This window comes from Oceanobacter sp. 4_MG-2023, from assembly GCF_030689165.1.
Lineage (GTDB): Bacteria > Pseudomonadota > Gammaproteobacteria > Pseudomonadales > Oceanobacteraceae > Oceanobacter.
The window spans coordinates 38,524-63,546 of the sequence record NZ_JAUYVV010000002.1; the positions used below are offsets into that span (position 1 = coordinate 38,524).

19 protein-coding genes and 6 tRNA genes are annotated in these 25,023 nt (G+C 46.9%); 19 read left to right on the forward strand and 6 right to left on the reverse strand.

Going from position 1 to position 25,023, the window contains the following annotated elements; translation table 11 throughout:
* Positions 1 to 121 precede the first annotated feature (121 nt).
* Positions 122 to 823, reverse strand: a complete 702-nt coding sequence (locus tag Q8W24_RS01860; protein ID WP_305474195.1) for a uracil-DNA glycosylase family protein — start codon at positions 821 to 823, stop codon at positions 122 to 124.
* Between the two features lie 185 nt (positions 824 to 1,008).
* Between Q8W24_RS01860 and aspS the strand changes: the two genes are divergently transcribed.
* The 5 genes from aspS to Q8W24_RS01885 all read left to right on the forward strand — a co-directional run bounded on the left by aspS (position 1,009) and on the right by Q8W24_RS01885 (position 7,284).
* On the forward strand, positions 1,009 to 2,793 hold the full coding sequence (gene aspS / locus Q8W24_RS01865; RefSeq protein ID WP_303434411.1) for an aspartate--tRNA ligase: 1,785 nt from the start codon (positions 1,009 to 1,011) through the stop codon (positions 2,791 to 2,793).
* Positions 2,794 to 3,010: 217 nt separating this feature from the next.
* The gene (locus Q8W24_RS01870; protein WP_305474197.1) at positions 3,011 to 4,393 is read left to right on the forward strand and encodes a DUF1566 domain-containing protein; all 1,383 of its coding nucleotides are present in this window, start codon (positions 3,011 to 3,013) and stop codon (positions 4,391 to 4,393) included.
* The gene (locus Q8W24_RS01875; protein WP_303434413.1) at positions 4,386 to 4,919 is read left to right on the forward strand and encodes a DUF1566 domain-containing protein; all 534 of its coding nucleotides are present in this window, start codon (positions 4,386 to 4,388) and stop codon (positions 4,917 to 4,919) included. Before Q8W24_RS01870 ends, Q8W24_RS01875 begins: the two co-directional genes overlap by 8 nt.
* Before the next feature lie 58 nt (positions 4,920 to 4,977).
* Complete coding sequence (locus tag Q8W24_RS01880) at positions 4,978 to 6,753, forward strand: DUF1566 domain-containing protein (protein WP_305474199.1); 1,776 nt, start codon at positions 4,978 to 4,980, stop codon at positions 6,751 to 6,753.
* A gap of 30 nt (positions 6,754 to 6,783) precedes the next feature.
* Complete coding sequence (locus Q8W24_RS01885; RefSeq protein WP_303434415.1) at positions 6,784 to 7,284, forward strand: DUF1566 domain-containing protein; 501 nt, start codon at positions 6,784 to 6,786, stop codon at positions 7,282 to 7,284.
* 152 nt (positions 7,285 to 7,436) lie between these two features.
* Here Q8W24_RS01885 and acnB read toward each other — a convergent pair whose 3' ends face one another.
* Entirely contained in the window at positions 7,437 to 10,040 is a 2,604-nt protein-coding gene (acnB, locus tag Q8W24_RS01890; RefSeq protein ID WP_305474201.1) for a bifunctional aconitate hydratase 2/2-methylisocitrate dehydratase, read from the reverse strand.
* A gap of 344 nt (positions 10,041 to 10,384) precedes the next feature.
* On the opposite strand from acnB, the gene pdxB reads away from it, so the two are divergent.
* Positions 10,385 to 11,527, forward strand: a complete 1,143-nt coding sequence (gene pdxB / locus Q8W24_RS01895; protein ID WP_305474203.1) for a 4-phosphoerythronate dehydrogenase PdxB — start codon at positions 10,385 to 10,387, stop codon at positions 11,525 to 11,527.
* 24 nt (positions 11,528 to 11,551) lie between these two features.
* Here pdxB and Q8W24_RS01900 read toward each other — a convergent pair whose 3' ends face one another.
* Both Q8W24_RS01900 and Q8W24_RS01905 read right to left on the reverse strand, forming a co-directional pair.
* Positions 11,552 to 11,974, reverse strand: a complete 423-nt coding sequence (locus Q8W24_RS01900; protein WP_303434418.1) for a hypothetical protein — start codon at positions 11,972 to 11,974, stop codon at positions 11,552 to 11,554.
* A 29-nt stretch (positions 11,975 to 12,003) separates the two neighbouring features.
* A complete protein-coding gene (locus tag Q8W24_RS01905) occupies positions 12,004 to 13,221 on the reverse strand; it encodes a pyridoxal phosphate-dependent aminotransferase (RefSeq protein WP_303434419.1) in 1,218 nt (405 codons plus the stop codon).
* Positions 13,222 to 13,493: 272 nt separating this feature from the next.
* Here Q8W24_RS01905 and msrB point away from each other — a divergent pair, with 272 nt between their 5' ends.
* The 7 genes from msrB (at position 13,494) to Q8W24_RS01940 (ending at position 21,856) form a co-directional block, all read left to right on the forward strand.
* Positions 13,494 to 13,934 (forward strand): peptide-methionine (R)-S-oxide reductase MsrB, encoded by a 441-nt coding sequence (msrB, locus tag Q8W24_RS01910; RefSeq protein WP_305474206.1) that lies wholly within the window; start codon positions 13,494 to 13,496, stop codon positions 13,932 to 13,934.
* Between the two features lie 215 nt (positions 13,935 to 14,149).
* Entirely contained in the window at positions 14,150 to 14,893 is a 744-nt protein-coding gene (locus Q8W24_RS01915) for an ABC transporter permease (RefSeq protein WP_305474207.1), read from the forward strand.
* Positions 14,890 to 15,549: an ABC transporter ATP-binding protein gene (locus Q8W24_RS01920; protein ID WP_303434422.1), complete on the forward strand. Its 660-nt coding sequence runs from the start codon at positions 14,890 to 14,892 to the stop codon at positions 15,547 to 15,549. The genes Q8W24_RS01915 and Q8W24_RS01920 overlap by 4 nt, the downstream gene beginning before the upstream one ends.
* A 21-nt stretch (positions 15,550 to 15,570) precedes the next feature.
* On the forward strand, positions 15,571 to 16,866 hold the full coding sequence (locus tag Q8W24_RS01925) for a lipopolysaccharide biosynthesis protein (RefSeq protein WP_305474208.1): 1,296 nt from the start codon (positions 15,571 to 15,573) through the stop codon (positions 16,864 to 16,866).
* A 3-nt stretch (positions 16,867 to 16,869) separates the two neighbouring features.
* Positions 16,870 to 18,480 (forward strand): polysaccharide biosynthesis/export family protein, encoded by a 1,611-nt coding sequence (locus Q8W24_RS01930; RefSeq protein ID WP_305474209.1) that lies wholly within the window; start codon positions 16,870 to 16,872, stop codon positions 18,478 to 18,480.
* A gap of 13 nt (positions 18,481 to 18,493) precedes the next feature.
* Positions 18,494 to 20,701: a glycosyltransferase family 2 protein gene (locus tag Q8W24_RS01935; RefSeq protein ID WP_305474211.1), complete on the forward strand. Its 2,208-nt coding sequence runs from the start codon at positions 18,494 to 18,496 to the stop codon at positions 20,699 to 20,701.
* A 3-nt stretch (positions 20,702 to 20,704) separates the two neighbouring features.
* The gene (locus tag Q8W24_RS01940; RefSeq protein ID WP_303434426.1) at positions 20,705 to 21,856 is read left to right on the forward strand and encodes a glycosyltransferase family 2 protein; all 1,152 of its coding nucleotides are present in this window, start codon (positions 20,705 to 20,707) and stop codon (positions 21,854 to 21,856) included.
* Between the two features lie 260 nt (positions 21,857 to 22,116).
* On the opposite strand, the gene Q8W24_RS01945 is transcribed toward Q8W24_RS01940, so the two are convergent.
* A complete protein-coding gene (locus Q8W24_RS01945) occupies positions 22,117 to 23,334 on the reverse strand; it encodes a glycosyltransferase (protein WP_305413161.1) in 1,218 nt (405 codons plus the stop codon).
* Between the two features lie 552 nt (positions 23,335 to 23,886).
* Between Q8W24_RS01945 and Q8W24_RS01950 the strand changes: the two genes are divergently transcribed.
* The 6 genes from Q8W24_RS01950 to Q8W24_RS01975 all read left to right on the forward strand — a co-directional run bounded on the left by Q8W24_RS01950 (position 23,887) and on the right by Q8W24_RS01975 (position 24,575).
* Positions 23,887 to 23,962: transfer RNA gene (locus Q8W24_RS01950), tRNA-Glu, on the forward strand.
* Between the two features lie 41 nt (positions 23,963 to 24,003).
* Positions 24,004 to 24,079 (forward strand) — tRNA-Gly (locus Q8W24_RS01955).
* A 54-nt stretch (positions 24,080 to 24,133) separates the two neighbouring features.
* Positions 24,134 to 24,209 (forward strand) — tRNA-Glu (locus Q8W24_RS01960).
* A gap of 46 nt (positions 24,210 to 24,255) precedes the next feature.
* Positions 24,256 to 24,331: transfer RNA gene (locus Q8W24_RS01965), tRNA-Gly, on the forward strand.
* Between the two features lie 53 nt (positions 24,332 to 24,384).
* Positions 24,385 to 24,460: transfer RNA gene (locus tag Q8W24_RS01970), tRNA-Glu, on the forward strand.
* A 39-nt stretch (positions 24,461 to 24,499) separates the two neighbouring features.
* Positions 24,500 to 24,575 (forward strand) — tRNA-Gly (locus Q8W24_RS01975).
* Positions 24,576 to 24,701: 126 nt separating this feature from the next.
* Here the strand turns inward: Q8W24_RS01975 and Q8W24_RS01980 are convergent.
* The gene (locus Q8W24_RS01980) at positions 24,702 to 25,010 is read right to left on the reverse strand and encodes a PA2817 family protein (RefSeq protein WP_303434908.1); all 309 of its coding nucleotides are present in this window, start codon (positions 25,008 to 25,010) and stop codon (positions 24,702 to 24,704) included.
* Positions 25,011 to 25,023: the final 13 nt, after the last annotated feature.

Here is a 25,023-nt window from a genome sequence, read left to right on the forward strand (position 1 = left end):
GAGTATATCTATATATAACCAAAGTGTAATGTAGTGCTGCCGTGTTGTGGTGTCAAGTATTTCCAGTGTGGAATGAGTGTGCAGACAGCAGAGTGATTGGGCACAGCCGAGGTGGATTCTGTCAGAAAAGTAAGGTGTCCAGCTGCCGCCTTAATGTCGGGATCGTCTGGGCTTCGAACCAGGGGTTCTTGCTGAGCCAGTGTCGGTTTCTGGGTGATGGGTGGGGCAGCACAAAAAATGGCTCGGGCACATCCTGACAATGCTTGACTCGCTCTGTCAGGGTTTTGTATTGGCGCAGAAAAGCTTTCGGCAAGTAGTAGTTCTGGGCGTATTGGCCAATCAATAATATCAGTTGCAGTTCGGGCATGCGTGCCAGCAGATCTGCATGCCAGCGGGGTGCGCACTCCGCTCTGGGCGGTAAGTCACCACTTTTGCCTTTGCCGGGGTAGCACAAGCCCACCGGCACGATGGCAATCTTCTCCTCGTTATAAAATTGCTCCGGCGTCAGCTGTAACCATTCACGTAAGCGTTTGCCGCTGGCATCATCCCAGGGAATGCCGCTGACTTGCACCTTGCTGCCCGGTGCCTGGCCGATGATCAGCAGGCGGGCGCTGGCGCTGATTTGAATTATCGGTCGTGGTGGGCAGGGCAGATGTGCGGCACAGAGCTGGCATTGCCGGACTTGCTGCAGCAAGTCCGGCAGTCTCTGTACTAACAGTGGGGCTGATGGTTCCGGGGTTAATGTCTGGTCGGTACTCATACGTTCCTGTGGATTCTGTCGCGCTGGCGATGTCGGTGTCTGCGTGTTGCTGTGGGTTGTCATATCAATTTCTCCGCAAGATTCCTGCTTGAAGTTGTCTGCCCCGGAGCCGGAGTATTTTGCACCGGGTACTCGGGTAGGAGTGTCGATAGGGCTGAATTCCGTTATAATGCCTGCCTTTTAAAATTTGTACGTCGTTGATTCGATATGTCAGCGCCGTGACACTCACACGTTAGCAGGACCATACGATGCGCACTCACTATTGTGGTGATATCAACGAAACCTTGATCGATCAAACCGTTACTTTCTGTGGCTGGGTTCACCGTCGCCGTGACCATGGTGGCGTTATCTTCCTGGATGTTCGCGACCGTGAAGGTCTGGTTCAGGTGGTTTTTGACCCGGATACCGTTGACGCTTTTAATACCGCTGATAGCGTGCGTTCTGAATATGTTTTGCAAATCACCGGTCGCGTTCGTGGTCGTCCGGAAGGTACCACCAATGCCAATATGAAAACGGGCATGATTGAGGTACTGGGTAAAGAGGTTGTGGTACTGAACAAGGCCCTGACGCCGCCATTTCCTCTGGATGGTTACACCGATGTGGGCGAAGATATCCGCCTGAAATACCGTTATATGGATATGCGCCGCCCGGAGATGCAAGACAAGCTGCGTTTCCGTTCCAAGGTGACATCGGCAGTGCGCCGTTACCTCGATGATACCGGCTTCCTGGATATCGAAACCCCGATTCTGACTCGCGCCACTCCTGAAGGCGCTCGTGATTACCTGGTGCCGAGCCGGACTCATGAAGGCTCTTTCTTTGCCTTGCCGCAGTCGCCACAGCTGTTCAAGCAGCTGCTGATGGTATCTGGCTTCGACCGTTATTATCAGATCGCCAAGTGTTTCCGTGATGAAGACTTGCGCGCTGACCGTCAGCCTGAATTTACCCAGATTGATATCGAAGCCTCGTTTATCAACGAAGACACCATCATGGATCTGACCCAGGACATGATCAAAGGCATCTTCCAGCAGGAGCTGGGCGTTGACCTGGGTGATTTCCCTCGCATGCCGTACGCTGAAGCAATGAACAAGTACGGTTCCGACAAGCCGGATATGCGTATTCCGATGGAGATTGTCGATGTTGCAGAATTCCTGCAAGACATCGAATTCAAGGTCTTTGCCGCTCCGGCGAAAGATCCACATGGCCGTGTTGCCGCGTTAAAAGTTACTGGTGGTGCCGAGCTGAGCCGTAAGCAGATTGACGAATACACCAAGTTTGTCAGCATCTACGGTGCCAAGGGTCTGGCGTGGATCAAGGTCAACGATATCGAGAAAGGCGTTGAAGGCCTGCAGTCTCCGATCATCAAGTTTATCGGTAATGATAATACGATGAAAATCATGGAGAAAATCGAAGCGCAAAATGGCGATATCGTTTTCTTCGGTGCCGATAAAACCAAGGTGGTTAACGAAGCACTGGGTGCGCTGCGCTGCAAATTGGGTGAAGACCTGAACATGTACACCAGCGAGTGGGCGGCATTGTGGGTGGTCGATTTCCCGATGTTTGAAGCTAATGACGACGGTTCGATTTCAGCTCTGCACCACCCGTTTACCGCCCCAAGCTGTTCTGCTGAAGAACTGGAAGCCAAGCCTCTGGAAGCTCTGTCCCGTGCCTACGATATGGTTCTGAACGGCTGTGAGCTGGGTGGTGGGTCGATTCGTATCCATGATCAAGCCATGCAGGAAGCGGTGTTCCGTGCCTTGGGAATCAGCGAAGAAGAGCAGCAGGAAAAATTTGGCTTCCTGTTGGATGCACTGAAATTTGGTTGCCCGCCGCACGGTGGTTTGGCCTTTGGTCTGGATCGTTTGATCATGCTGATGACCGGTGCCAGCTCGATTCGTGAAGTCATTGCCTTTCCGAAAACCCAGTCAGCGGCCTGTGTGATGACCAAGGCACCGGGTGAAGTGAGTAATACTCAGCTGCGCGATTTGCACATCCGCCTGCGTGACAAGCCCAAGGCAGAGCCTGCGGCGGAATAAGCCAGCCTGGTTGCTGCGTTTGTGATTGCTGCTTTGTGATGAAGAACGGGAGCCTGCTTGTGAATGCAGGCTCCCGTTTTTGTATGTCATGCTGACACGACGACGTATCGGCTGGTGATGGCTGGCAGTATATTTATGTCGGCTATCGCTTGTCTGGTCGAATTCTGCTTTATTGTCGCTATAATTTGATTATTCATCGACACTTCAGGTGTGAACTTTGTTATTGCGTGCCCTTTGCCTGTCTGGCTGCTTATATATTCTTTCCGGTTGCGCTTCTTCCAGTGACGACACAAATATTGCCCCTTCTGTTACGGTAACGTCTGAGCTCTCGGTAGCGGGTGGCGAAAGTGTAACCCTGACTGTGGTGGCCAGTGACTCCGATGGCACTATTGAGTCCTATCTCTGGGAGCAAGTCTCGGGTGACGATGTCGAGCTGGAAGGAGAAACCACCGATACGCTTGAATTTGATGCCCCTGCAGGGCTGAGCGGTTATGAGCTGGAGTTCCGCATCACGGTAACGGACAACGAAGGAGGCAGCTCCAGTGTAACCGTAACCGTGACCGTGGCTGAGGGGATTGAGTCCCCCGATAATTTTCTGGTGCGTTCTCCCGTGGACTCTGCTGGCGTTGTGTTTGGCTGGGATGCCATCAGTTTGTCGGATGATGCCGATGGCGAGATAAGCTACTCCCTGTATTACGCTCAGGAGACTTTTCAGAATCTCAGTGATCTGGATGACTATGATGAGCTGGACGGTGCCGGGGTCGAGACGGATATCACGGATACCAGCTATCAGATGGACCTCTCGAACGGTGAGCAATACTATTTTTTGCTAACGGCTTCCTATGTCAGTGACACGCTGGCAGTAGAAAGCCAGCCCACGGCGGAGGTGGCGCGAGTTATTGGCAAGGATTTTTCGGCCACGGATGAATTGAATGATACCAGTGTCACTGAATGTGTGGACACCGAAGGGGAGTGGGCCAGCTGTCCGGTTGATGACCGGCCAGGGCAGGATGCCGAATATGGCCGCACTGCAGAGGAAGAAGCCGGTAGCCTGACCAAAACCGGTACTGGTCTGGGAGGGTTTGACTGGACTTTGCTGGATGAGGATGGCAGTGAGCTGTCTCCGGGCAGTGAGCTGGCGGAATGTATTCGTGACAATGTCACTGGCATGACCATAGAGCTGAAAAGTTCGACCACGAATTTGCGTGATCCAGTCCATCAGTTCAGCTGGTATCAGGACGATGACACACTGAATGGCGGTTATGCCGGGCTGGAAGACGGCCCTGAATGTGTTTCCGGTGTGTGCAATACCAGTGCTTATGCGGCTGCTCTGAATCTTCAGACTCTCTGTGGTGCAAGTGACTGGCGTTTGCCGGTGGTCGCAGAATTACGCTCGGTTGCCGATATTGCCGGTGCTTGCCTGGATGATGGTGGCGGCTGCAAGCTGGCTCTGGATTATTACTATTGGACTGCCACCACACGCGCTGATTCCCCGGATCAGGCCTGGATGGTCAATTTGTACGGTAAGGCTGACACCTCTTACGACAAGCAGGCCAGTGCCCGTGTGATTATGGTGAGTGATGGTACTTCAGATGAATAAATATTGGCTGAAGCGGTTGTCGCTGTCGTTGTGCCTTGGCTCGGGAACCCTGTTCAGCGCTCTGGTGACTGCTGAACAACAATGTCTTGATACCGTAGCGGCTAGCATCAGTGACGATCGTTTTGAAATACAGCAGGATGGCTCGGTTTACGACGCTACTTACGGTTTGTTGTGGTTTAGCTGTCTTTATGGCCAGACCTGGGATGACGGCGAGTGCTCCGGTACAGCCACCGGTTTGACACTGACGGAAGCTTACCTTTATGCCGATGAGGCGGTTCTGGCGGGTTATGACAGTTGGCGGCTCCCCAATATCAATGAGTTGCAAAGTCTGGTGGAGTGGCAGTGTGTCAGTCCGGCGATCGATACCGATTATTTCCCGGAAATCACCAGTGGCTATTTCTGGAGTGCTTCGGCCAGAAACAACAGCAGTGACCAGCCAACAACCTTGATGGTGGATTTTTATAATGGTCGTGTACGGGATACCTTGTATCTTAATGGCTACCTGATTCTGGTGAGGGATATGTGATGGCCTCTAATCTATATGTGATACCCAAGAAGACCCTTCTGACAGACAGGCGGCTGAAATGATGAATGCTAGTACCGGAGTCGGCATGGTGAAATATATCCTGATCTTGATGCTGGTGGGGGTTATGGCCGGCTGTGGTTCACAGAGCGGCCCGGAATCGACCAGTGATAGTGATGACAGTTCGGAAACCGATACTGACACTGATGACGACGATGACACTGATGATGAGGACAGTGACAGCGATAATATTGCGCCTGTTGCCAATGCTGGCAGCGACCAGTCCAGTTATGAGGGGGCTACGGTTTCCTTGCCTGGCTCGGGTATCGATGAAGACGGCACTGTGGTCTTGTATGAATGGGCTCAACTCAGTGGTACTGATGCCGAGATAGTGAACCCGAATTCAGCGAATACGTCAGTGGTGCTGCCGGATTTGACGGTGGCCGAAGACATGATTTTCAGTCTGACGGTGACGGATGATGACGGTGCCAGTGATACCGATACCATGACCCTGAGTGTCGCGGTTGAATATGATGAAACGGGCAACCTGGAACCAACGGTAGACGCTGGCAAGGACCAGGAGGTCAATGTTGGAGAAACCGTTTATCTGGAAGGGGAGGCGTCTGACCAGGACGGTAATATTGTCTCTTATGAGTGGATTCAGTCGACCGGAACCGATATTACGCTATCCGATGAAACAGATCCGGAGGCCACTTTTGTGGCCCCTGATGTCACCGAAGACAGTATTGTGACTCTGGTATTGAAAGTCACCGATGAGCAGGGGGCGGTGTCTTCCGACGAGGTACTGATTACCATATTTCCGGATCTGGCTGCGCCGGATAATCTGGTGGCTGAGTCGGATGAAGACGGCATTACCCTGACCTGGGATGAGGTGGATTCGGCGGAGTCCTATAATGTTTATTATGCCCGGGAGACTATTCCGTCGGATGATATCGCCAATTACAGCAGTTATCTGGGTGGTACGCTGGAGATGGATATTACGACCACCAGCTTTTTGCTGGAGTCGGACAATGATTTATTGACCTATTATTTTCGGGTCACCGCCGCCCGGGATGATTATGAAAGCAGTGCCAGTGACGAGGTCATTGCATCCACCACGATCGCGGTGACGGTGGGGGCAACCGGAAACCGTAATGATACTGGTCTGACGACCTGCTATGAAGAATCTGAAGCCGGTACTTCTTGCCCGATTGATGATTTCCCTCAGCAGGATGGCGACGAAGGCCGGGATGCGGATGATGACCTGGTCAAAACCGGATATGGCGATGCGGGCTTTGATTTTCTGAAAATCGACAGTGAAGGCAACGCTGTTGGAGAAAGTGTCGAGGACTGGCGCTGTGTTTTTGATGTCAATACCGGATTGTTGTGGGAATCCAAGCTGGAAGACGAATATGTTGCGCAAAGTGTTGATGAGCGCTTCACCTGGTACAGTACGGATAACAGCCTGGTGAGTGGCACTTTGGGCGAGGAAGGAGATACCAGTGCGTGTTATATCGACATGAATTGTAATACCCAGAACTATATTGCCTATATAAACGATCTGGAATTGTGTGGCTATTCCAATTGGCGTTTGCCAACGGTGGATGAGCTGGTGACTATTGTTCATCATGGTGAAACCTCGCCAACGATTGATACTGACCTGTTCCCTAATACCCGTTATGTATCAAAACAAGGCTACTGGACGTCGGATATCAACTATGACGGCGTCAAGGCCTGGGTGGTTGATTTCTCGGATGGTGATGTCACATTGACGTCGATGGAAAGTTCCTCGGTCGGAATTTATCGATCGATTCGTCTGGTCGTTGGAGAGGAATAGCTTGTGCGATTAAATATAGGGTGTCTTGCTATGGCTGCGCTGTTGTCTTCAGTGGCAGTGGCTGATTCTGATAATGAGTGTCTGTCTTTGGGAGATTTGACGGATAACGATGATGGCACAGTGACCGACGCCGACGCCGGGTTGATGTGGTCCATGTGTCCTTTGAACATGACCTGGACGGACGGCGATTGTGTTGGTGAGGATGAAGACGAACAGGGTTACCTCAGCTGGTCATTGGCGTTGAATTACGCCTCCGAGCTGGTTCTGGGGGATTATAGCGACTGGCGTTTGCCTAACATCAATGAACTCAGAACGCTGGTGGAGCGTAACTGTTCGAGCTTTGCAATCAATGATGCGGTTATCTGGATCGATACGGACAATTATGTGGTGAAGTACTGGTCATCGACCACCTATGTCTCATCACCGGATACGGCCCGGGTGGTTGACTTCCAGAGTGGCGGTGAAGAAGCGGTATCGAAAGGGGAGTATGACTACACCGCGGTCGCTCGTGCGGTGCGGGATATTGATTAACCCTGCGCGGTCAGGATTGCTCCGTTACCCTTGAGGGGCCAGTGGGCAAGCAATAAAAAACCCCGATGCTGAAGTCAGTATCGGGGTTTTTTATTTGCCTGTGATTTTTATCGAGTCAACAGCACCGGCAAAGGCCGGTGCTGTTGGCGGGATTACTTGTCAGAAGCGATAACAGCGGTGGCTGCTTTTTTGGTGTACTCGTCCATCTTGTCGAAGTTCAGGTACTTGTAGATATCAGCCGACATGCTGTTCAGCTTGTTGGCGTATTCCATGTACTCTTCGGTGGTTGGCAGTTTGCCCAGAATCGCACCAACGGAAGCCAGTTCCGCTGAGGTCAGGTAGACGTTGGCGCCATCACCCAGACGGTTCGGGAAGTTACGGGTAGAGGTAGACAGTACGGTGGTGCCAGCTTGAACCCGTGCCTGGTTACCCATACACAGAGAACACCCTGGCATTTCAGTACGAACACCGGAAGTACCGTAGATGTTGAAGTAGCCTTCTTCCATCAACTGGGCTTCATCCATCTTGGTCGGTGGAGACATCCAGAAGCGAGTGGCCAAACCACCTTTGTGCTGGGACAGCAGTTTACCAGCGGCACGGAAGTGACCGATGTTGGTCATACAAGAACCAACGAATACTTCGTCGACTTTGACGCCAGCAACGTCAGACAATGTTTTGGCATCATCCGGATCGTTCGGGCAGCAAACGATAGGCTCTTTGATTTCGTCAAGGTTGATTTCAACGATGTGAGCGTATTCGGCATCTGCGTCTGCGCGCATCAGTTTTGGATCTGCCAGCCATGCTTCCATGGCTTGGGCACGACGTTCCAGAGTGCGTGGATCGCCATAACCTTCAGAAATCATCCAGCGCAACATAACGATGTTGGATTTCAGGTATTCAGCAACGGACTCTTCAGACAGGGTTACAGTACAACCTGCAGCGGAGCGTTCAGCAGAGGCGTCGGACAGCTCAAATGCCTGTTCAACGGTCAGCTGATCCAGACCTTCGATTTCCAGTACGCGACCAGAGAATTCGTTGATCTTGCCTTTCTTCTCAACCGTCAGGATGCCTTGCTTGATACCGTACAGCGGAATGGCGTGTACCAGATCACGCAGGGTAATGCCTGGTTGCATGGTGCCGCTGAAACGAACCAGGATGGACTCAGGCATATCCAGAGGCATCACACCGGTTGCTGCGGCGAAAGCCACCAGACCGGAACCGGCAGGGAAAGAGATACCCATTGGGAAACGGGTGTGTGAGTCACCACCGGTACCAACAGTATCTGGCAGCAACATACGGTTCAGCCAGGAGTGGATGATACCGTCGCCAGGACGCAGTGAAACGCCACCACGGGTCATGATGAAGTCAGGCAGGCTGTGCTGCATGGCAACGTCAATCGGTTTTGGATAGGCTGCTGTGTGACAGAAGGATTGCATTACCAGGTCGGCAGAGAAACCAAGACAAGCCAGATCTTTCAGTTCATCACGGGTCATTGGACCGGTAGTGTCCTGAGAACCGACAGTAGTCATTTTGGGTTCGCAGTAAGTGCCTGGGCGTACACCCTGGCCTTCTTCCAGACCGCAGGCTTTACCAACCATTTTCTGGGCCAGAGAGAAGCCTTTGCCGGAATCGACAGGATCAACTGGCAGACGGAACAGGTCAGTCGCGCCCATACCCAGTGCTTCGCGTGCTTTGGTAGTCAGACCACGACCAATGATCAGTGGAATACGGCCACCGGCCTGAACTTCATCCAGAATAACATCTGACTTGAATTTGAATTCAGAGATGACTTCTCCGGCTTCGTTCAGAATTTTGCCTTCGTATGGACGGATATCAATCACGTCGCCCATGTTCATATTGTCAACAGGTGCTTCGAAGACCAGCGCGCCGGCATCTTCCATGGTGTTGAAGAAGATAGGTGCTACTTTGGAACCGATACACACACCACCACCGCGTTTGTTGGGAACGCCAGGCAGGTCGTCACCAAAGAACCACAGTACGGAGTTGGTGGCGGATTTACGGGAAGAACCAGTACCCACAACGTCACCAACAAAAGCAACTGGCAGGCCTTTGGCCTTGATTTCCTCGATTTGGCTCATTGGGCCGGTGACGCCGTGTTCTTCAGGTGTCAAACCGTCGCGAGTCATTTTATAGGCTGCGCGCGCATGCAGAGGAATATCAGGGCGGGACCATGCATCTGGAGCTGGAGACAGGTCATCGGTGTTGGTTTCGCCAGTGACCTTGAATACGGTCATCTTGATGCTTTCGGCGACTTTATCTTTTTGGGTGAACCATTCGGCGTTGGCCCAGGATTCCATAATGGATTTGGCAACGGCGTTGCCAGCGTCCATTTTGTCTTTGACGTCATTAAAGGCATCAAACATCAGCAGGGTGGATTTCAGCTCTTTTCCGGCCAGTTCAGCCAGTTCAGCGTCGTCCAGCAGTTCCACCAGAGTGGCGATGTTGTAACCGCCTTGCATCATGCCAAGTAATTGGACGGCCTTCTCTTTGGAAACCAGAGGAGAGGTCGCATCACCTTTGGCAATGGCGCTCAGGAAACCGGCTTTAACATAAGCGGCTTCATCAACACCGGGTGGAATGCGGTTTTCCAGCAGATCAACCAGAGTTTCTTCTTCGCCAGCAGGTGGCGATTTCAGCAGGTCGACCAGAGCGGCGGTCTGTTCAGCATCCAGCGCTTTGGGTGGGATGCCTTGCTCTGCTCTCTCAGCAACGTGAGCACGATAAGCTTCTAACACGGTGTTTTCCTCATCTCTATGAATCTTCAGATTCACCCGGGTTCCCCTTGTGAGGGTGCCGGCAACCTTCAGATTGTGTTGTTCCATTGGGAATTCAGGGGCGGCAGTATACTCGATTACAGCCTTTCGGTTAAGGAATCCAATAGTCGTAATTGCTTTTGATGTCAGGGTTCTTACCGATAACGATTATTCACCGGGGAAATGGGCTGCACCGGGATGATTGTTATTCGCAATACACTCCGGTGAGACTGCCAGCTTGTTCTTTGGTCGGACCCGGTGACCATTGTAATGACGGGTGTGGCTTGACAGAATGTTTGTCTGTACCTCAATCGGATAATACCCTTGTGCGAATAGCCGCTGACGAAAACATCCCTCTTGTCGATTCTTTTTTTTCTGAATTTGGTGAGATTCGGCGCCTTGATGGCCGCAACCTGACATCAGACCAATTACTGGATATCGATATTTTGCTGGTACGGTCGGTGACCCGGGTTAACGAAGCCTTGTTGGCAGGGACTTCGGTCAAATTTGTTGGTACCGCCACCATTGGTACAGATCATGTTGATCTTGATTATTTACAGCAGGAAAACATCGGTTTTGCCAGTGCGCCTGGCTGTAATGCACAAGCGGTAGTGGATTATGTCTTGAGTGCTATCAGTGTGCTGGTGGATGTGCGTGGCATCGTCTTTGCCGACCTTTCAGTGGGCATTATTGGTGTTGGTAATGTTGGCTTGTGCCTGCGCCGACGACTTGAGGAAATGGGTGTCGCCGTGGTTGCAACCGATCCATTCAAGGAGGCAGCCGACGTTGGGCCACTGTCGTCACTGGAGGAAGTATTGCAGGCGGACATTGTCAGCTTGCATACGCCGTTGGTTCGCGATGGCGAATTTCCTACTTATCACCTGATTGGGGCTGAACAGCTGGATCAGATGAAGCCGGATGCCTGTCTGATCAACAGTAGTCGGGGGGCAGTAGTTAACAATACGGAACTATTGGCACACCTTCGGGCGCATGGTGATTTTGAAGCGATTCTGGATGTGTGGGAAAAAGAGCCCGATCTGGATATTGCCTTGATGCATCGGTGCATGTTGGCGACACCGCATATTGCTGGTTATTCTCTGGATGGAAAAATGCGTGGTACGGAAATGATCTATCAGGCTGTATGTGATTTTCTCGGGTTGCCAATACGGCGCAAGCTGGCACAGTTTTTACCAGAACCGGGTATTCGGCGCGTCAATTTTTCTGATCAGGTGCCGTTAAACCAGGCGTTACGGACTGCCATTCGTGCATCCTATGAAATACGGGTTGATGACGGCAAAATGCGCTCGGCCATGTCGCGGGCGGAGAATGTCAAGCAGACGTTTGATCGCTTGCGCCGGGATTATCCGTTGCGTCGTGATATACCTACCATGAAGGTTGGCGTGCCAGCCAAGTGTGTTGATTTGCAGCAACTGCTGGCATCAGCCGGGTTTGCCGTCCGGACCAAATAACGCCACAGGGTGGCTATTGCTGGATCAGGGAGTGATCAGGTTGGTCTGAATGATCTGGCTGATCCAGGTCGTGTCATTCTGCAAGCGAGCAAATTCCAATACCTGTATCACCGGTGTTGGTGTTTCTGCTGTTGTATTGTCAGCGCTTGGAGAGGTGCTTTGGGATGGGGACAGCAGTCGCATCAGCGCCTTGCTGGTCAAGACAAAGTCATCGATGGATTCTTGCCGATCCTGGCCGCTGAAACGTATGTAGCCTTCCTCTTTTAACCAGCTCAAAGTGCCCATGGCCGACAGATGGCGATTGCTGTGCAGGCCAAAATCGTCCATCTGGTCCGGCCCGGAAATATCCTCAACAAAGAGGGTATGGGGCCGGGGGAAATGCTTGAAGCCTATCAGCAGGATGGTTGCGCAGTCCTTGAAAAAATCGTCGATATGAACGTCAAGCATGGCCGATTCCAATGGGTCAAATAATGATTTCAGACAGGGGTATAACCCCGGAAAAATTGATCAATCCGGCTCATTGCCAGTGACAGATCCTCTGGTCTTGGTAAAAATACCACACGAAAATGATCGGGCGACTTCCAGTTAAAGGCAGTGCCATGCACGACCAGGATTTTTTGCTGTTCCAGCAAGTCCAGCACCATGCGCTCATCATCCAGAATGTTGAATCTATCCTTATCTACTTTGGGAAAGCAATACAAGGCTCCTTTGGGTTTGACGCAGCTGACCCCGGGGATATTATTGAGCGTTTCCCAGGCAATGTCCCGTTGTTGGCAAATCCGGCCGCCCTTTGCTACGAGGTCGTCGATACTTTGATAACCTCCCAGCGCAGTCTGGATTGCGTACATGGCAGGTACATTGGCGCATAGCCTCATTGAAGCCAGCATTTCCAAGCCTTCGATATAATCTCTGGCTTTGTGTCTGGCACCACTGATAATCATCCAGCCGGAACGAAAACCCGCCAGGCGGTAGTTTTTGGATAAACCGTTAAACGTGATAATCAACAAGTCATCCGCCAGGGAGGCTGTTGACGTGTGAGTGACGCCATCGAAAAGGATTTTGTCGTAGATTTCATCTGAAAATACGATCAGCCCATGCTCTCTGGCGATCTCCAGCATACCCAGCAGCAACTCGGTCGGGTACACAGCCCCCGTTGGATTATTGGGGTTGATCAGCACCATGGCGCGGGTACGGTCTGTGATTTTGGCACGTATGTCGTCGAGATCGGGATACCACTCCGATTGCTCGTCACAGATGTAATGGACGGCCCGTCCTCCGGCGAGGGCAACTGCACCCGTCCATAACGGGTAATCCGGAGCGGGAACCAGCACTTCATCACCGTTGTTCAACAAGCCTTGCATTGAGGCGACAATCAGCTCACTGACGCCATTACCAACGATAATGTCTTCCAAGCCAACGTTAGCAATGTTTTTCTGCTGGGCGTATTGCATGATGGCTTTGCGAGCAGAAAAAAGTCCCTTGGAGTCGGCGTAACCCTCGGAATCAGGCAGGTTATGAATAACATCCTGGATGATTTCTTCGGGGGCATCGAGACCAAACGGTTTAGGGTTGCCTATATTTAACTTGAGGATGCGGTGACCTTCTTCTTCCATCCGTTTGGCGGCCTGAAGAACCGGGCCTCTGAGGTCGTAAAAAACATTGGCTAGCTTGTTGGACTTGCGAACTTCCTGCATTAAAGGGGGCCTGTGTATGAATCGGGTTCTGTAGGTGTATAGAAGCTACAGTGCAACCGAATAAAAAGTAGGGAATCAGCCGATGTCGTCGTGTAACGCCTGATCGGCAGGGCAGAAATGATACTCCCGAGATCGTAAAGCTTAAAGTCCCTGAGAGGGGATGGTTGCGGTAATGGCAATGGATCGACCAGAAATCTGGAAGGATGATATTGTCTGCCGGAAAGGTAAGGTTTGATGTCACCTGTGGCGTAACAAGTAAGAGGAAATGAGCGATGACCAATAAGACCGATAACACCCAAAAAGAGCGAAGCGGCCGCAGAGTAGAGCGCAGCGCAGAGGAATGGCGAGCTTTACTTGATCCTCATACCTACTTTGTCACTCGGGAAGCTGGAACCGAGCGGCCTTTTACTGGCCAGTACTATAAAACAGAAGACCTGGGGGTGTACTGCTGCACTTGTTGTGGTGAGCCGTTATTTGTGTCCGATACCAAGTTCGATGCCGGGTGCGGCTGGCCCAGCTTTTATCAGGAGCTGGACGGTGCTGTGGACAAGCGTACCGACCGATCTCATGGTATGGTGCGAACGGAAGTGCTTTGTGCAACCTGTGATGCACATCTCGGGCATGTGTTTAATGATGGCCCAGCCCCCACCGGACTGAGGTTCTGTATAAACTCAGCTTCTCTTGTATTCCATACTGTGAATCAGGCTACCTAATTGTAGTAATTGATATTACTTGACACTTTTTGGCAGGAAATTTTTGTGTATACTCAGCGACAATTATTTTCAAAGCGGATACTGATTATGGTTTGTAAATTGAAAGAATTTGTGCTTTGAAGCCTGCTTGATGCCAAGAGATCCAATAAAGGTTGAAAAAATCTGTGATTGAACGCCGACCAACACGATCATCGTTGCAGATTATGAGAGATACGGTGTACGCGCTTTTTATCCGGGAATTACGTACTCGTTTCGGTGGAAGTCGTTTGGGTTATTTCTGGGCCATTGCTGAGCCGGCAGGGCAGGCGGCTGTGTTGACGACTATCTTTTCTCTAATGGGGCGTACCAGTCTGTCAGGCGTAGAGATTCCGGTTTTAATGCTTGTAGGCCTGGTTCCTTTTAAATTGTTCACCAAACTTATTTCTCAATTAAGTAATGCCGTTCTGTCCAATAAAGGCCTTATGGCATACCGGCAAGTCGAGCCTATTGATCCAATTATTACACGCTTACTTATCGAGTTGGCGACGATGGCAATTGTTTTTGTAACACTTATGTTTTCAATGTACTGGTTTTTGGGGTACAAGGTTACACCCGTATCTCTCCCTGGGGTTTTGCTGGCAATATTTTTATTGGTGGCCCTGGCGGTCGGAATTGCTCTTATTTTATGTGTTTTATTTGAATATTTTCCAGATATGTCTAAAGTTGTAGGCGTTATAATGACACCAATGATGATTGTTTCTGGTGTGTTTTTTAGTGCCTCCATGGTCCCGACTCAATACTGGGGGTTACTTGACTGGAATCCAGCATTTCATTGTCTTGAATTGATTCGAGAATCTTATTTTTATGGATATGATCCTGGATTCTCCTCATTGGAATTTGTTGTGAAAGTTGTAATTATTGCTGATTTTATTGGGATGCTTCTTTTTGTTTCTTATAGAACGAAGTTGGTTTCATCATGATAAGGCTTGAAAATATATCAAAATGGTATCCAACAAAATCTGGACGTCATTATATTTTCAAAAATATTGATTTCCAAATACCAATGGATAAGAATATTGGTGTTCTTGGCAGGAATGGCGCAGGTAAATCCACATTTATTAGAATGCTGGGTGGGTCTGAGTATCCAAGTTCTGGAAATATTATCTCTGATTTAAGGATTTCATGGCCTCTTGGTCTTCAGGGGGGGATTCAAGGTAGCATGACTGGTAGAGAAAACGCTCGTTTTGTTGCCCGTATTCATGGTATTAAAAATACCTGTCAAATGGAAGCCAAGGTAGAAGAGTTTGCTGAAATTGGATCATACTTTGATGAGCCAATGAAAAGTTATTCGTCTGGTATGCGATCTCGGGTCTTGTTGGGAATAACTATAGCTTTAGATTTTGATTTTGATGTACTCCTGATTGATGAAATAACCGCAGTTGGGGATGCGAAATTTAAAAATAAAGCAGCGACTTTGCTTAAAAAACGATTTGCTTCAACTCGTATTGTTATGGTTAATCATTCTATTAGCCAGCTTAAGAACTTTTGTAGTGCCGGGTTGGTTATACATAATGGTGGGCTTAAATATTTTGAAAATATTGATGATGCAATTAGTTATTATGGAAATGCTTCATAATGAGGTGGGTGGATTGCTATTATGAAGCAAAATAGAACACATAAACAAAATCAGTATGAGCGTGCCAAGCTGATCCGGGAACGTTTTGTACACCCAGAATTTAATGTTTTTAAAGATCCTGCCGATGATGAAAAAGTGCGTGAGGATAATGTTAAGGCAGATGTGATCAAAGAAGATGCAAACAAGGAAAATGAAAGCAAGAAAAATGCAAGCAAGAAAAATGCAAGCAATTGGATGGGGGTATTCTTTAAAAAGAATATGTTTTTTATTGCATTCTTTGTTTTGTATTCCTTGATTGCGATATATTACTTGGCCTTTTCTTCTCCAAGGTTTATTTCAGAATCTCAATTCGTGGTTAAAGAATCGGGTTCTCAATCCAGTGTGAGTGGTCTGTCAATTTTTGCTGGATTTGGTTCAGGTACCAATGACGCACTGCTTGTCAAAGCCTATATTAGCTCAAGAAATTTGGCTCTGAAACTGGATTCAGAAGTGGGCTTGAGAGCTCACTACCAGAATGAAAATATAGATTTTTTCAGTAAACTGCCAATCGATTCTACGATAGAGCAATATTATGAGTATTATAAGAAACATATTCTCATCTCCCATGACGAAGTGTCGGGTATATTAACGGTTGAAGTTCAGGCTTTTGATCCGGAATATGCGAAATTGGTTGCCGATAAAATAATTGATCTCAGTGAAGTGTTTATCAATAATATTGGCGATAAAATGTTCAAAGAACAAGTTGAGTATGCCAGAGAAGAGGTTGTTCGCGCTCATGGTCTGCTATCTGAATGGCAGACAAAGCTGATTGTTTTTCAGGAAACTAATAAACTGTTGAGTCCTCAAGAAGAAGGTGGGGGTATCGTAACTGGTATAAACGAGCTTCAAATCTCGATTATCAAACAGAAGGCCAAACTTAAAGAGCTTCAGGCTGTTATGCATGATAATACAACCGAGGTATTGGCACAGAAAAATCTTCTTTCAGCTTTGAATCGTCAGTTAGAAGAGGAGAAAAAGAAAGTGACTGATTCAGATAATAATGGCTTGAATCGCCTTACTGTTGAGTATCAGGAGCTTTCGATGTCGGTAGAAATGACATCTGATTTATATCGCTCGGCGCTAGTCAGTCTGGATTCTGTCAGGAGTCAGGCTGTTCAAAAATTAAAGCATTTGCTTATTGTAGAAAATCCTAGTGTGACGGATGAGCCGAAATATCCTAATAAGCTTCATAAGTTGGTGACATGGTTACTTATTCTAATATTAATATTTGGTCTGATTTCTCTTTTGGTGGCTATTATCAGGGAGCATAAGGAATAAATGATGAATTTTCTGTTGGCTTCAATGCTGTTGTTTTTCGGGGTGGTCGTTAATGCTCTTGAAGTATCCCAAGGGGTAGATGATTCTGAATCCAGTATGCAATTGGATGCCGCTCCCTCTGCACCACTTTACGCTGATTGGCTATTTGAGGGAGGGTTTGGTGAGACTTCTTTTAATGGGCTTAACCCGGTTTACAAGGTTAGCCAGGGTGATACTTTGTTAGTCCAAATTTGGGGAGGAGTTGACTTTCAAGGGGAAGTTATCGTTGACCCGAGAGGAAATATATTTATTCCCAGAGTTGGTCCTATTAATGTTCAGGGAGTAGAGAATAAATCACTTAACGAGGTCGTTCTCAAGTCGATAAAGCGCGTTTTCAAGTCTAATGTCGATGCCTATGTTACCTTGATGGGTAGCCAAACGGTGAAAGTATTTGTGTCCGGAATGGTAGAGAAACCAGGTGTATATGAAGGGCAAAGTGCCGATAGCATTCTACGATATATTGACGCCGCAGGCGGGATTAAAAGAGATCTTGGTGGTTATAGAAACGTACGGGTTATTCGTCAGGGGGATGAAGTTTCCAGAATAGACCTGTATCGGTTTTTGAAAAGAGGGGAAATGCCCGATGTTCAACTTCAGAACGGAGATTTGATTTTAGTTGGCTCTCGTTCTGGTTATATAGAAGTTGAAGGTGGAGCCGGGTTTAATGGCAAGTTTGAATTGAGGGATGACAGGGAGCTGTTAACAACAATTATAGATTATGTGGCGTTAAATGAGTCAGCGACACACGTTACTCTGCTTGAGCCAAGTGGGACGGATATCAATGCCTATCAGTATTCTCTTGAAGATATAAATGATGTGGTTGTCAAAGCTGGTTCAACCGTGAAAATATCATCTCAATTGCGGCCTAAGAGTATCAGTGTTGAGGTGCTCGGTGAGCACAACTCTTCTACAGAAATGGTGCTCCCATGGGGCAGTACCTTGGATGACCTTATTAATAGAATTGAATTTTCGACTCTGTCTGATCGTAATTCCCTTCAGCTTTATCGGAAATCTGTGGCCAATCGCCAGAAAGAAATGCTGATGGCATCGCTATCTGCTCTTGAGCAAAGTGTGTTGACTGCCAGATCGGCAACAAAAGAAACCGCAGAACTTAGAAAAGCGGAAGCAGAGACAGTTTTGCAATGGGTTGAGCGGGCAAAAAAAATACAGCCGAAAGGACAGGTTGTATTGCTTGACGGGTATGATCCAGCTCAAATTGTGCTTGACCAGGGTGATAAAGTTGTTGTGCCAATTAAAAGAAACCTCGTCATGATTCATGGGGAGGTTCTGTTTCCTACTGCTGTTTCTTACCAGTCGAAAATGAATGTTAAAAATTATGTAGATCAGGCTGGTGGCGCAATGAGTAAATTATCAGGGCTAAATGTTTTAATTATGAAAAGTAATGGTACCTTTGTTCAAGCGTCATCTGATTTGGGTGATAGAAAACTAGTCCGGCCCGGTGATGAAATATTTGTTCTTGCCAAGCCCAAGCTTAAGGCTCTGCAGCTGACCAAGGATATAAGTCAGGTTATATATCAAATTGCAGTGTCTGCGGCTGTCGCACTTGCCTTGTAAAGGGATTGGTTTTATGTTGAAAGGAATTAGAAAGAAGTTTTTTGAAATAGATTTCAGATTTTCCATGGAGATGGGTGGAGATCTGGCAGAGCGCGATGTTGGCCATTACACAGCTACTGGATCGGATCCTCAATTCTATTTGCCGAAACTTTTAAGTGGTTGGTACATGATAGAATTATGTATTAACTCAGATATTCCTGCTCAAGAGTCGAAATTCTATTACGATGTCGGAGATGGTTGTTCGGAAGAGAACAGCTATAACTTGATTTACATGACAGGAAAACTTGTCAAACGCGTTGCCTATTTTCCCAAAGGCTCACGGGTAAGATTTGATCCTATGAGCTGTCAGTGCAATTTCGATATTGAGCACTTCTCTATGGTGAAGCTAAGCTCTTCTAATGCCAAGCGCTTGATTGACAAAAAATTGGCATCCAGAAAATTGTCGGGTGGCATGTCAGAATATAATGAAATATTTAAATTCAAATTTTCCGGGTATTCAGAGTGGATGGCCCTGGTAGAGGGTGGACTCGTTCAAAAACGATTGGAGCAATGTAATACGCTGGCATCAGATACTGATCTGCCAATGTTGTCTGTGGTGATTCCGGTGTATAAACCGGACCTGGAATTATTTCGTCGATGTGTGCAATCGGTGCTATCGCAGAGCTATCAGAAATTGGAGCTGTGTTTGGCAGATGATTGCTCTGGTTTGGATGAGTTGAAGGAAATGATGGTTGACCTTCAAAGCCAAGATAATCGGGTCAAAGTCGTTTTTCGGGAGCAAAATGGTCATATCTCTGTCGCAACCAATGATGCACTAGCATTGGCAACAGGTGATTATATTGTATTTATGGATCATGATGATGAATTATCGCCGTATGCTCTGGAGGTTGTCGCAGATGAAATTGTCAGGAATCCTGAGGCGGATATTTTTTATTCGGACGAAGATAAAATAGACGCTTTGGGGCGTCGAATAGATCCCCATTTCAAGTCTGGTTTTGATCCTGAGCGAATATTGGCTCAAAATTATATGTCGCATATGTCTGTGATTCGAACGGATTTGGTGCGTCGTGTTGGAGGGCTTAGAAAAGGAGTTGAAGGGAGTCAGGATCACGATCTTGTTTTGCGGTGCCTTGATGCCATTAACTGGAATCGGAAAGGTGTTATTCATATTCCATTTATTTTATATCATTGGCGTATGGTTGAAGGCTCTACAGCCTTGGCATCCGATCAGAAAAGTTATACTGCTGTATCTGGTTTGAAAGCGGTATCGGATGTACTTTCCAGTAATACTTTGGTTGATAGCGTGGAACCTGGTGATGTTCCAAATACATATCGGGTGATATGGAAAAGGCGCCCCGATATCAAGGTATCTATTATAATGCCAACAAAAAATGGTGGCGATCTGGTTCGTTGTGCAGTTGAGTCTATATATGAGAAAACAACGCATAAGAATTTTGAAATAATCCTTGTCGATAATAATTCTGATGATCCAAAGGATATTGCGTATTTCAAAGAACTTGATTCAAAAGGAATGGTGAGACTGCTGGAGTATCCTCACCCATTTAACTATTCTGCGATTAATAATTATGCCGTTCGATATGCTCAGGGTGACGTTGTTGTTCTGTTGAACAATGATGTAGAGGTGATTGACGGTGCCTGGCTTGAAGAGCTTGTTGCCCATGCCATGCGTCCCGGGGTGGGTTGCGTGGGCGGAAAGTTACTGTACAGCAATGGGCTGATTCAGCATGCTGGCATTCTTTTGGGATCAGGAGGTGTTGCAGGGCATCAATTCAAGCTGCTACCCCAGGATTCTCCGGGTGAAGATGCACAGTTAGCAGTTGTTCGGCAGACCAGCGCGGTGACGGCTGCATGTCTTGCGGTGAAAAAAACCGTTTTTGATGAGGTGGAAGGGTTTGATGAGGATCATCTTGCTGTCGCCTTCAATGATGTAGACTTTTGCGTCAAAGTGCATTTTTCCGGTTACCGAAATATCTGGACTCCCCATGTACTTTTGTATCATCATGAGTCTTTGAGTCGGGGATACGAAGATACTCCGGAGAAACAGCAGCGTTTTGCCAGTGAGGTTGAGTTTATGCAGAATAAATGGGGAGACCGTCTTAAAACAGATGAATTTTATAATAATAATCTTTCATTGATTGGTGAAAAGTCCCTTTATGGTTGCCGATTCGATTATACCGATATATCTTTGCTAGGGGCGTGATAGATGAAGGTTGCAATAGTTTCAATTCTTAAAAATGAAGCAGAATATATACTGGAGTGGATTGCGTATCATCGCTATGTGCTCGGTGTAGATGATTTTTTTATTGCTGATAATGTCAGTGATGATGGTAGCAGCGAGTTGCTGGAAGCATTGGATCAGGCGGGGATTATACATCGTATCCATCATCCGCGTGTTTCTCAAGAAATTGGTGTTCAAAAACCAGCATATGACAGAATTATAAAAGAGTATTCAAAAGACTATGATTACTTTTTGTTTCTGGATGCCGATGAGTTTTTGGTTAATGAAACTGGTAAGGGTTTAAAAGACTGGATAAAACGAGCGGAAAATAATGATGATTTCGCTGGGTTTGTATTAAATTGGAGAATATTTGGATCATCTGGTCGAAAACTGCCTGGGCAAGGGCTTGTTGTTGAAAGGTTCAGTCGCTGCTCCAGGGTTAATGAGCCTCGGAATTCTCATATAAAAACACTGGTTAAATGTGACCTTATTGGTGATATGCGGATACATCATTGTGCTATTACATCGGGCTCTTTTTATAATGAGAACATTGAACGTGCAGTTTTTTCATCAGCAATGTTAGAACGATCTGCTAATGTGATTGATCAACCATCTCCATTTACGGTAAATATTAATAATAAAAAACTTTACGTCGCTCACTTTGTTGTTAAATCGTATAAAGAACACTTCGATAAGAAAAGCCGAAAAGGATCCGGTGCAGGCTCAGCGACTCGAGAGAAAGGATTGGCATATTTTAAAGAGCATGATTTGAATCAGGCCATATCATTTGATCTGTTTAAACACTCTTTATCTATTCGTACTGGGATATCTTTTCTGATTAAAGAATTGGCAGAGAAAACTCATTATTACTCGTATATTCAGTTTGCTATTGATAAATCCGCTGAAAATATTGCGGGTTGGGTGATTTCTGATTCAATGGCCGACATCGTGCTTGTGATAGCTTATAATGACGAAGAAGAAGAGTGTAATCTAAATATAAAACGCCCAGATCTCGTAGAAAAAAACATGACAGATATAATGATGTCAGGATTTAAATATCCAGTACCAAAAGATACTGATCTGGATAGTTTTACGGTTAGGGTAAAAGGAACTGATTTTTATGTTTGGGGCGGATGAATTGTGATTTTGAAGATAATAAGTGGGTGTTTTAATTGTTTTTTAAGTTTAAAAATCAATTGCTAGTAAAATCACAGATTTACCTGAAGAAAACCGGCTATGGCCGGTTTTTTATTTTTTGGTATAAGTAGATGTTATTTTGTTGTAGATGATCGCAGTATTTTCAATATGCTTGTCCGATAAATCATTAATTAGGCCGCCACTGTTACAGTTGTTTTTCTTCTCTTTGTTTGGGTTTAATATCAGCTTATTCTGACAGCTCAAGTTGCGGATTTTCTTCTGGAACTTCTGAACGGATTCAGAGTTGAATCTTTGAAAAACTGTTTTGGTGATCGAATAAGTTTTTTGAATTTTTTTTGTTGTTTTTTATAGCGATGGTGGTTTTCTTTTCTGGTGTTTAACTTGTTGAAGCTGCGAATAGAGGTGTCGCTGTCAAATTTTTTGACTATATCGTCAGGACAATAGAAATACGCATTTTCAGAGGCCTGTAATGCGCTCAGAGATGCTTGGTGATATTGTTTTTTGTTGCTGAGGGTCTTTAGTGCCAATTCAAATTCGTCCTGACTGTTGAATAGTTTTAATCCATCGCAAAAATATCTGTCAAAATCTGGATTTTGGGAGGCTACGACTGGTACTCCAAGGGCTGCGCTCTCCCAGAATTTCAGGGCACTTTTGCAGTTGTTGAACGGGTTTTTTAATAATGGAGCAATGGTTATCCAGCTGCTGTCAATATACTGGCTTAGCTCGTTATAAGGTAGTTTTTTAGTTGTAGATACTCGGTCTAGATTTTCTAATGTTGGAGGTATTCCAATATCTCCGATGATATGCAGTTTTGTATCTGAATTTTTTTTAATCCAGTTTTCTAAAGCAGATTCTATTACTTTGAAGTTGCTGGTATGGTTAGCTGTTCCTGGAAAATATCGAATTATTTTGTTGTTGAATCTGTCTTTGATAGAATTGTTTTGAACCGGTTTTTCGAAAGATGGTATCTGGTTTGGTGTGAAATAGTAGAGGCATTGTGGATGAATTTCTTTTGCTGCCTTGATGAGCTCTGTAGTTGACATGTGGCAACGATGGAATAACAGTAGCGCAGCTTTGGAGCGCCGCGCATTCTTTTTTGCTGACGCCAAGCTTTCTTTGTTGCAGAGGACCATTGGAGAGGAGTAGGCCAAGTCTGGTCTAAATAATAGATCATCAAAATCAGCTTCTGCCGTAATACCAAGATTGTAAATATTTTTTATAACTTTAATCAGTTTTCTTGATATTCTTGGGCGGTGGAATATTATCTTTGAATAATTTTTCAGAGAGATTTTTTTTATTTCTGACATATGAATTATGTCACTTTTAATGCCATTGGCCGAGTTTTTCATAGCTTGATAGATGCAGCGATATCGAGCCGAGGCATCATTGGCGTAATATTGACCTCTTTTCGAAAAACTTACATAAAGAATGGTTTCTTTCTGCTTGGCAATTTCCATTTAATTCACTGCATTAAAGCTAAAATATTTCTATGGTATATAGAAGGATTGGTGTTTGGTAGAGCAGTCGAACTGTAATTCAGAATTTCCATGGTTTGTATTGACATACTGAGTCGGTTGAAGTGTGCCAGTTTTGTTTGTAGCCGTTCTTCAAGGCATGAAATGACTTCCAAATTTACTCCTGTCAGGGCTGGGGAGTGACTCCTTTCCTGAAGGCTGCCTGCTCAGCATCTTCCGATGCAGAGTTGATGCAGGCTTCGGTAGGTAGTGGCAACGTGTTCAGAAGGGCCCTGCTAGTGTGTTCAAGGTGAGTATGATGAGTTGTATGTTACTCAGAGCGTTGTTGCCTGCAATTATGTTGAAAAATACCAGTAACATCAACCAAAGCTTCTCGCCGTTATTGTCAAGGCATTATAACTCCGCGTAGATGTGGTGTAAGTATGTTTCTATGGCTCATCAATGAGCTTGGCAGCTACCTGTCGCGCCTAATTGTTTTCGATAGGGGCTTGCATTAAAAAATAAGGTAAGTAAAATGCGCACCACTTCAGAGACGTCCCCATCGTCTAGAGGCCTAGGACACTGCCCTTTCACGGCGGCAACAGGGGTTCGAATCCCCTTGGGGATGCCATATTCTTGATGTGCATTTTAGTAGATCAAGTAGTGGTACAGGCGGGAATAGCTCAGTTGGTAGAGCACGACCTTGCCAAGGTCGGGGTCGCGAGTTCGAATCTCGTTTCCCGCTCCATTTATCAGTCTGGTGCTGGGTAAATGATCTGAATGAAGGTGTTATTGATTTTGTGTCCCCATCGTCTAGAGGCCTAGGACACTGCCCTTTCACGGCGGCAACAGGGGTTCGAATCCCCTTGGGGATGCCATTCTCTTGCATGCTCTGTTGAGCATGACAACCAAGAGAGGCGTCATGCGGGAATAGCTCAGTTGGTAGAGCACGACCTTGCCAAGGTCGGGGTCGCGAGTTCGAATCTCGTTTCCCGCTCCATTTTTTGTGTAGCGCACAAAATGGATAATGTAGTGAGTTGTTGATTTTTTTGTGTCCCCATCGTCTAGAGGCCTAGGACACTGCCCTTTCACGGCGGCAACAGGGGTTCGAATCCCCTTGGGGATGCCACTCTCTTGATACTATGATAGAGTAGTATGGAAGAGATAAGCGGGAATAGCTCAGTTGGTAGAGCACGACCTTGCCAAGGTCGGGGTCGCGAGTTCGAATCTCGTTTCCCGCTCCAGATTCTAAAAAGCCGATTCAGAAATGAGTCGGCTTTTTTATTGTATTTTTGCCAAAAAATCTGCGTTTTAGCGCCGCTCAAGTGCAGGTGTGATTGGCGCACTTGAGCTGTTGTATCCCGGCTTCCTTATTGTGCTTCATCCTGTTGCTGAAACTGGTCTATTTCTTCATCGGTTAGGTAGTGCAGGCAATCGCCACCGAAGATCCACAGCAGTTCTCGATCAATAACAGGGGCGAGTTGTGGAGTGTGCATCATCAGATTGTTGAGCCATTGACGGGTATCTTCATAAGCTGTTTCAGACTGTTGCGTCAGCTGATCAATTAAAGACTCAAGCTGGTGTATCATATCGGTACTGATGACTTCGCTTTCACTAGCCGCTGCCAAGCGGCTTTTTAGTGTTTGCAGCAAGCGGATGTGGTTCGGTTGTTCGCTCATGTATTTTCTCAAA

What these genes read in the sequence shown, in the direction of transcription:
- msrB (WP_305474206.1), top strand. Translation starts at nt 13,494, where the DNA reads ATGACCAATAAGACCGATAACACCCAAAAAGAGCGAAGCGGCCGCAGA.
- Q8W24_RS01940 (WP_303434426.1), top strand. Translation starts at nt 20,705, where the DNA reads ATGAAGGTTGCAATAGTTTCAATTCTTAAAAATGAAGCAGAATATATA.
- Q8W24_RS01925 (WP_305474208.1), top strand. Translation starts at nt 15,571, where the DNA reads ATGAAGCAAAATAGAACACATAAACAAAATCAGTATGAGCGTGCCAAG.
- Q8W24_RS01860 (WP_305474195.1), bottom strand. Translation starts at nt 823, where the DNA reads ATGACAACCCACAGCAACACGCAGACACCGACATCGCCAGCGCGACAG.
- Q8W24_RS01885 (WP_303434415.1), top strand. Translation starts at nt 6,784, where the DNA reads ATGGCTGCGCTGTTGTCTTCAGTGGCAGTGGCTGATTCTGATAATGAG.
- Q8W24_RS01905 (WP_303434419.1), bottom strand. Translation starts at nt 13,221, where the DNA reads ATGCAGGAAGTTCGCAAGTCCAACAAGCTAGCCAATGTTTTTTACGAC.
- Q8W24_RS01920 (WP_303434422.1), top strand. Translation starts at nt 14,890, where the DNA reads ATGATAAGGCTTGAAAATATATCAAAATGGTATCCAACAAAATCTGGA.
- Q8W24_RS01980 (WP_303434908.1), bottom strand. Translation starts at nt 25,010, where the DNA reads ATGAGCGAACAACCGAACCACATCCGCTTGCTGCAAACACTAAAAAGC.
- Q8W24_RS01930 (WP_305474209.1), top strand. Translation starts at nt 16,870, where the DNA reads ATGAATTTTCTGTTGGCTTCAATGCTGTTGTTTTTCGGGGTGGTCGTT.
- Q8W24_RS01900 (WP_303434418.1), bottom strand. Translation starts at nt 11,974, where the DNA reads ATGCTTGACGTTCATATCGACGATTTTTTCAAGGACTGCGCAACCATC.
- Q8W24_RS01880 (WP_305474199.1), top strand. Translation starts at nt 4,978, where the DNA reads ATGATGAATGCTAGTACCGGAGTCGGCATGGTGAAATATATCCTGATC.
- Q8W24_RS01945 (WP_305413161.1), bottom strand. Translation starts at nt 23,334, where the DNA reads ATGGAAATTGCCAAGCAGAAAGAAACCATTCTTTATGTAAGTTTTTCG.
- Q8W24_RS01935 (WP_305474211.1), top strand. Translation starts at nt 18,494, where the DNA reads ATGTTGAAAGGAATTAGAAAGAAGTTTTTTGAAATAGATTTCAGATTT.
- aspS (WP_303434411.1), top strand. Translation starts at nt 1,009, where the DNA reads ATGCGCACTCACTATTGTGGTGATATCAACGAAACCTTGATCGATCAA.
- Q8W24_RS01875 (WP_303434413.1), top strand. Translation starts at nt 4,386, where the DNA reads ATGAATAAATATTGGCTGAAGCGGTTGTCGCTGTCGTTGTGCCTTGGC.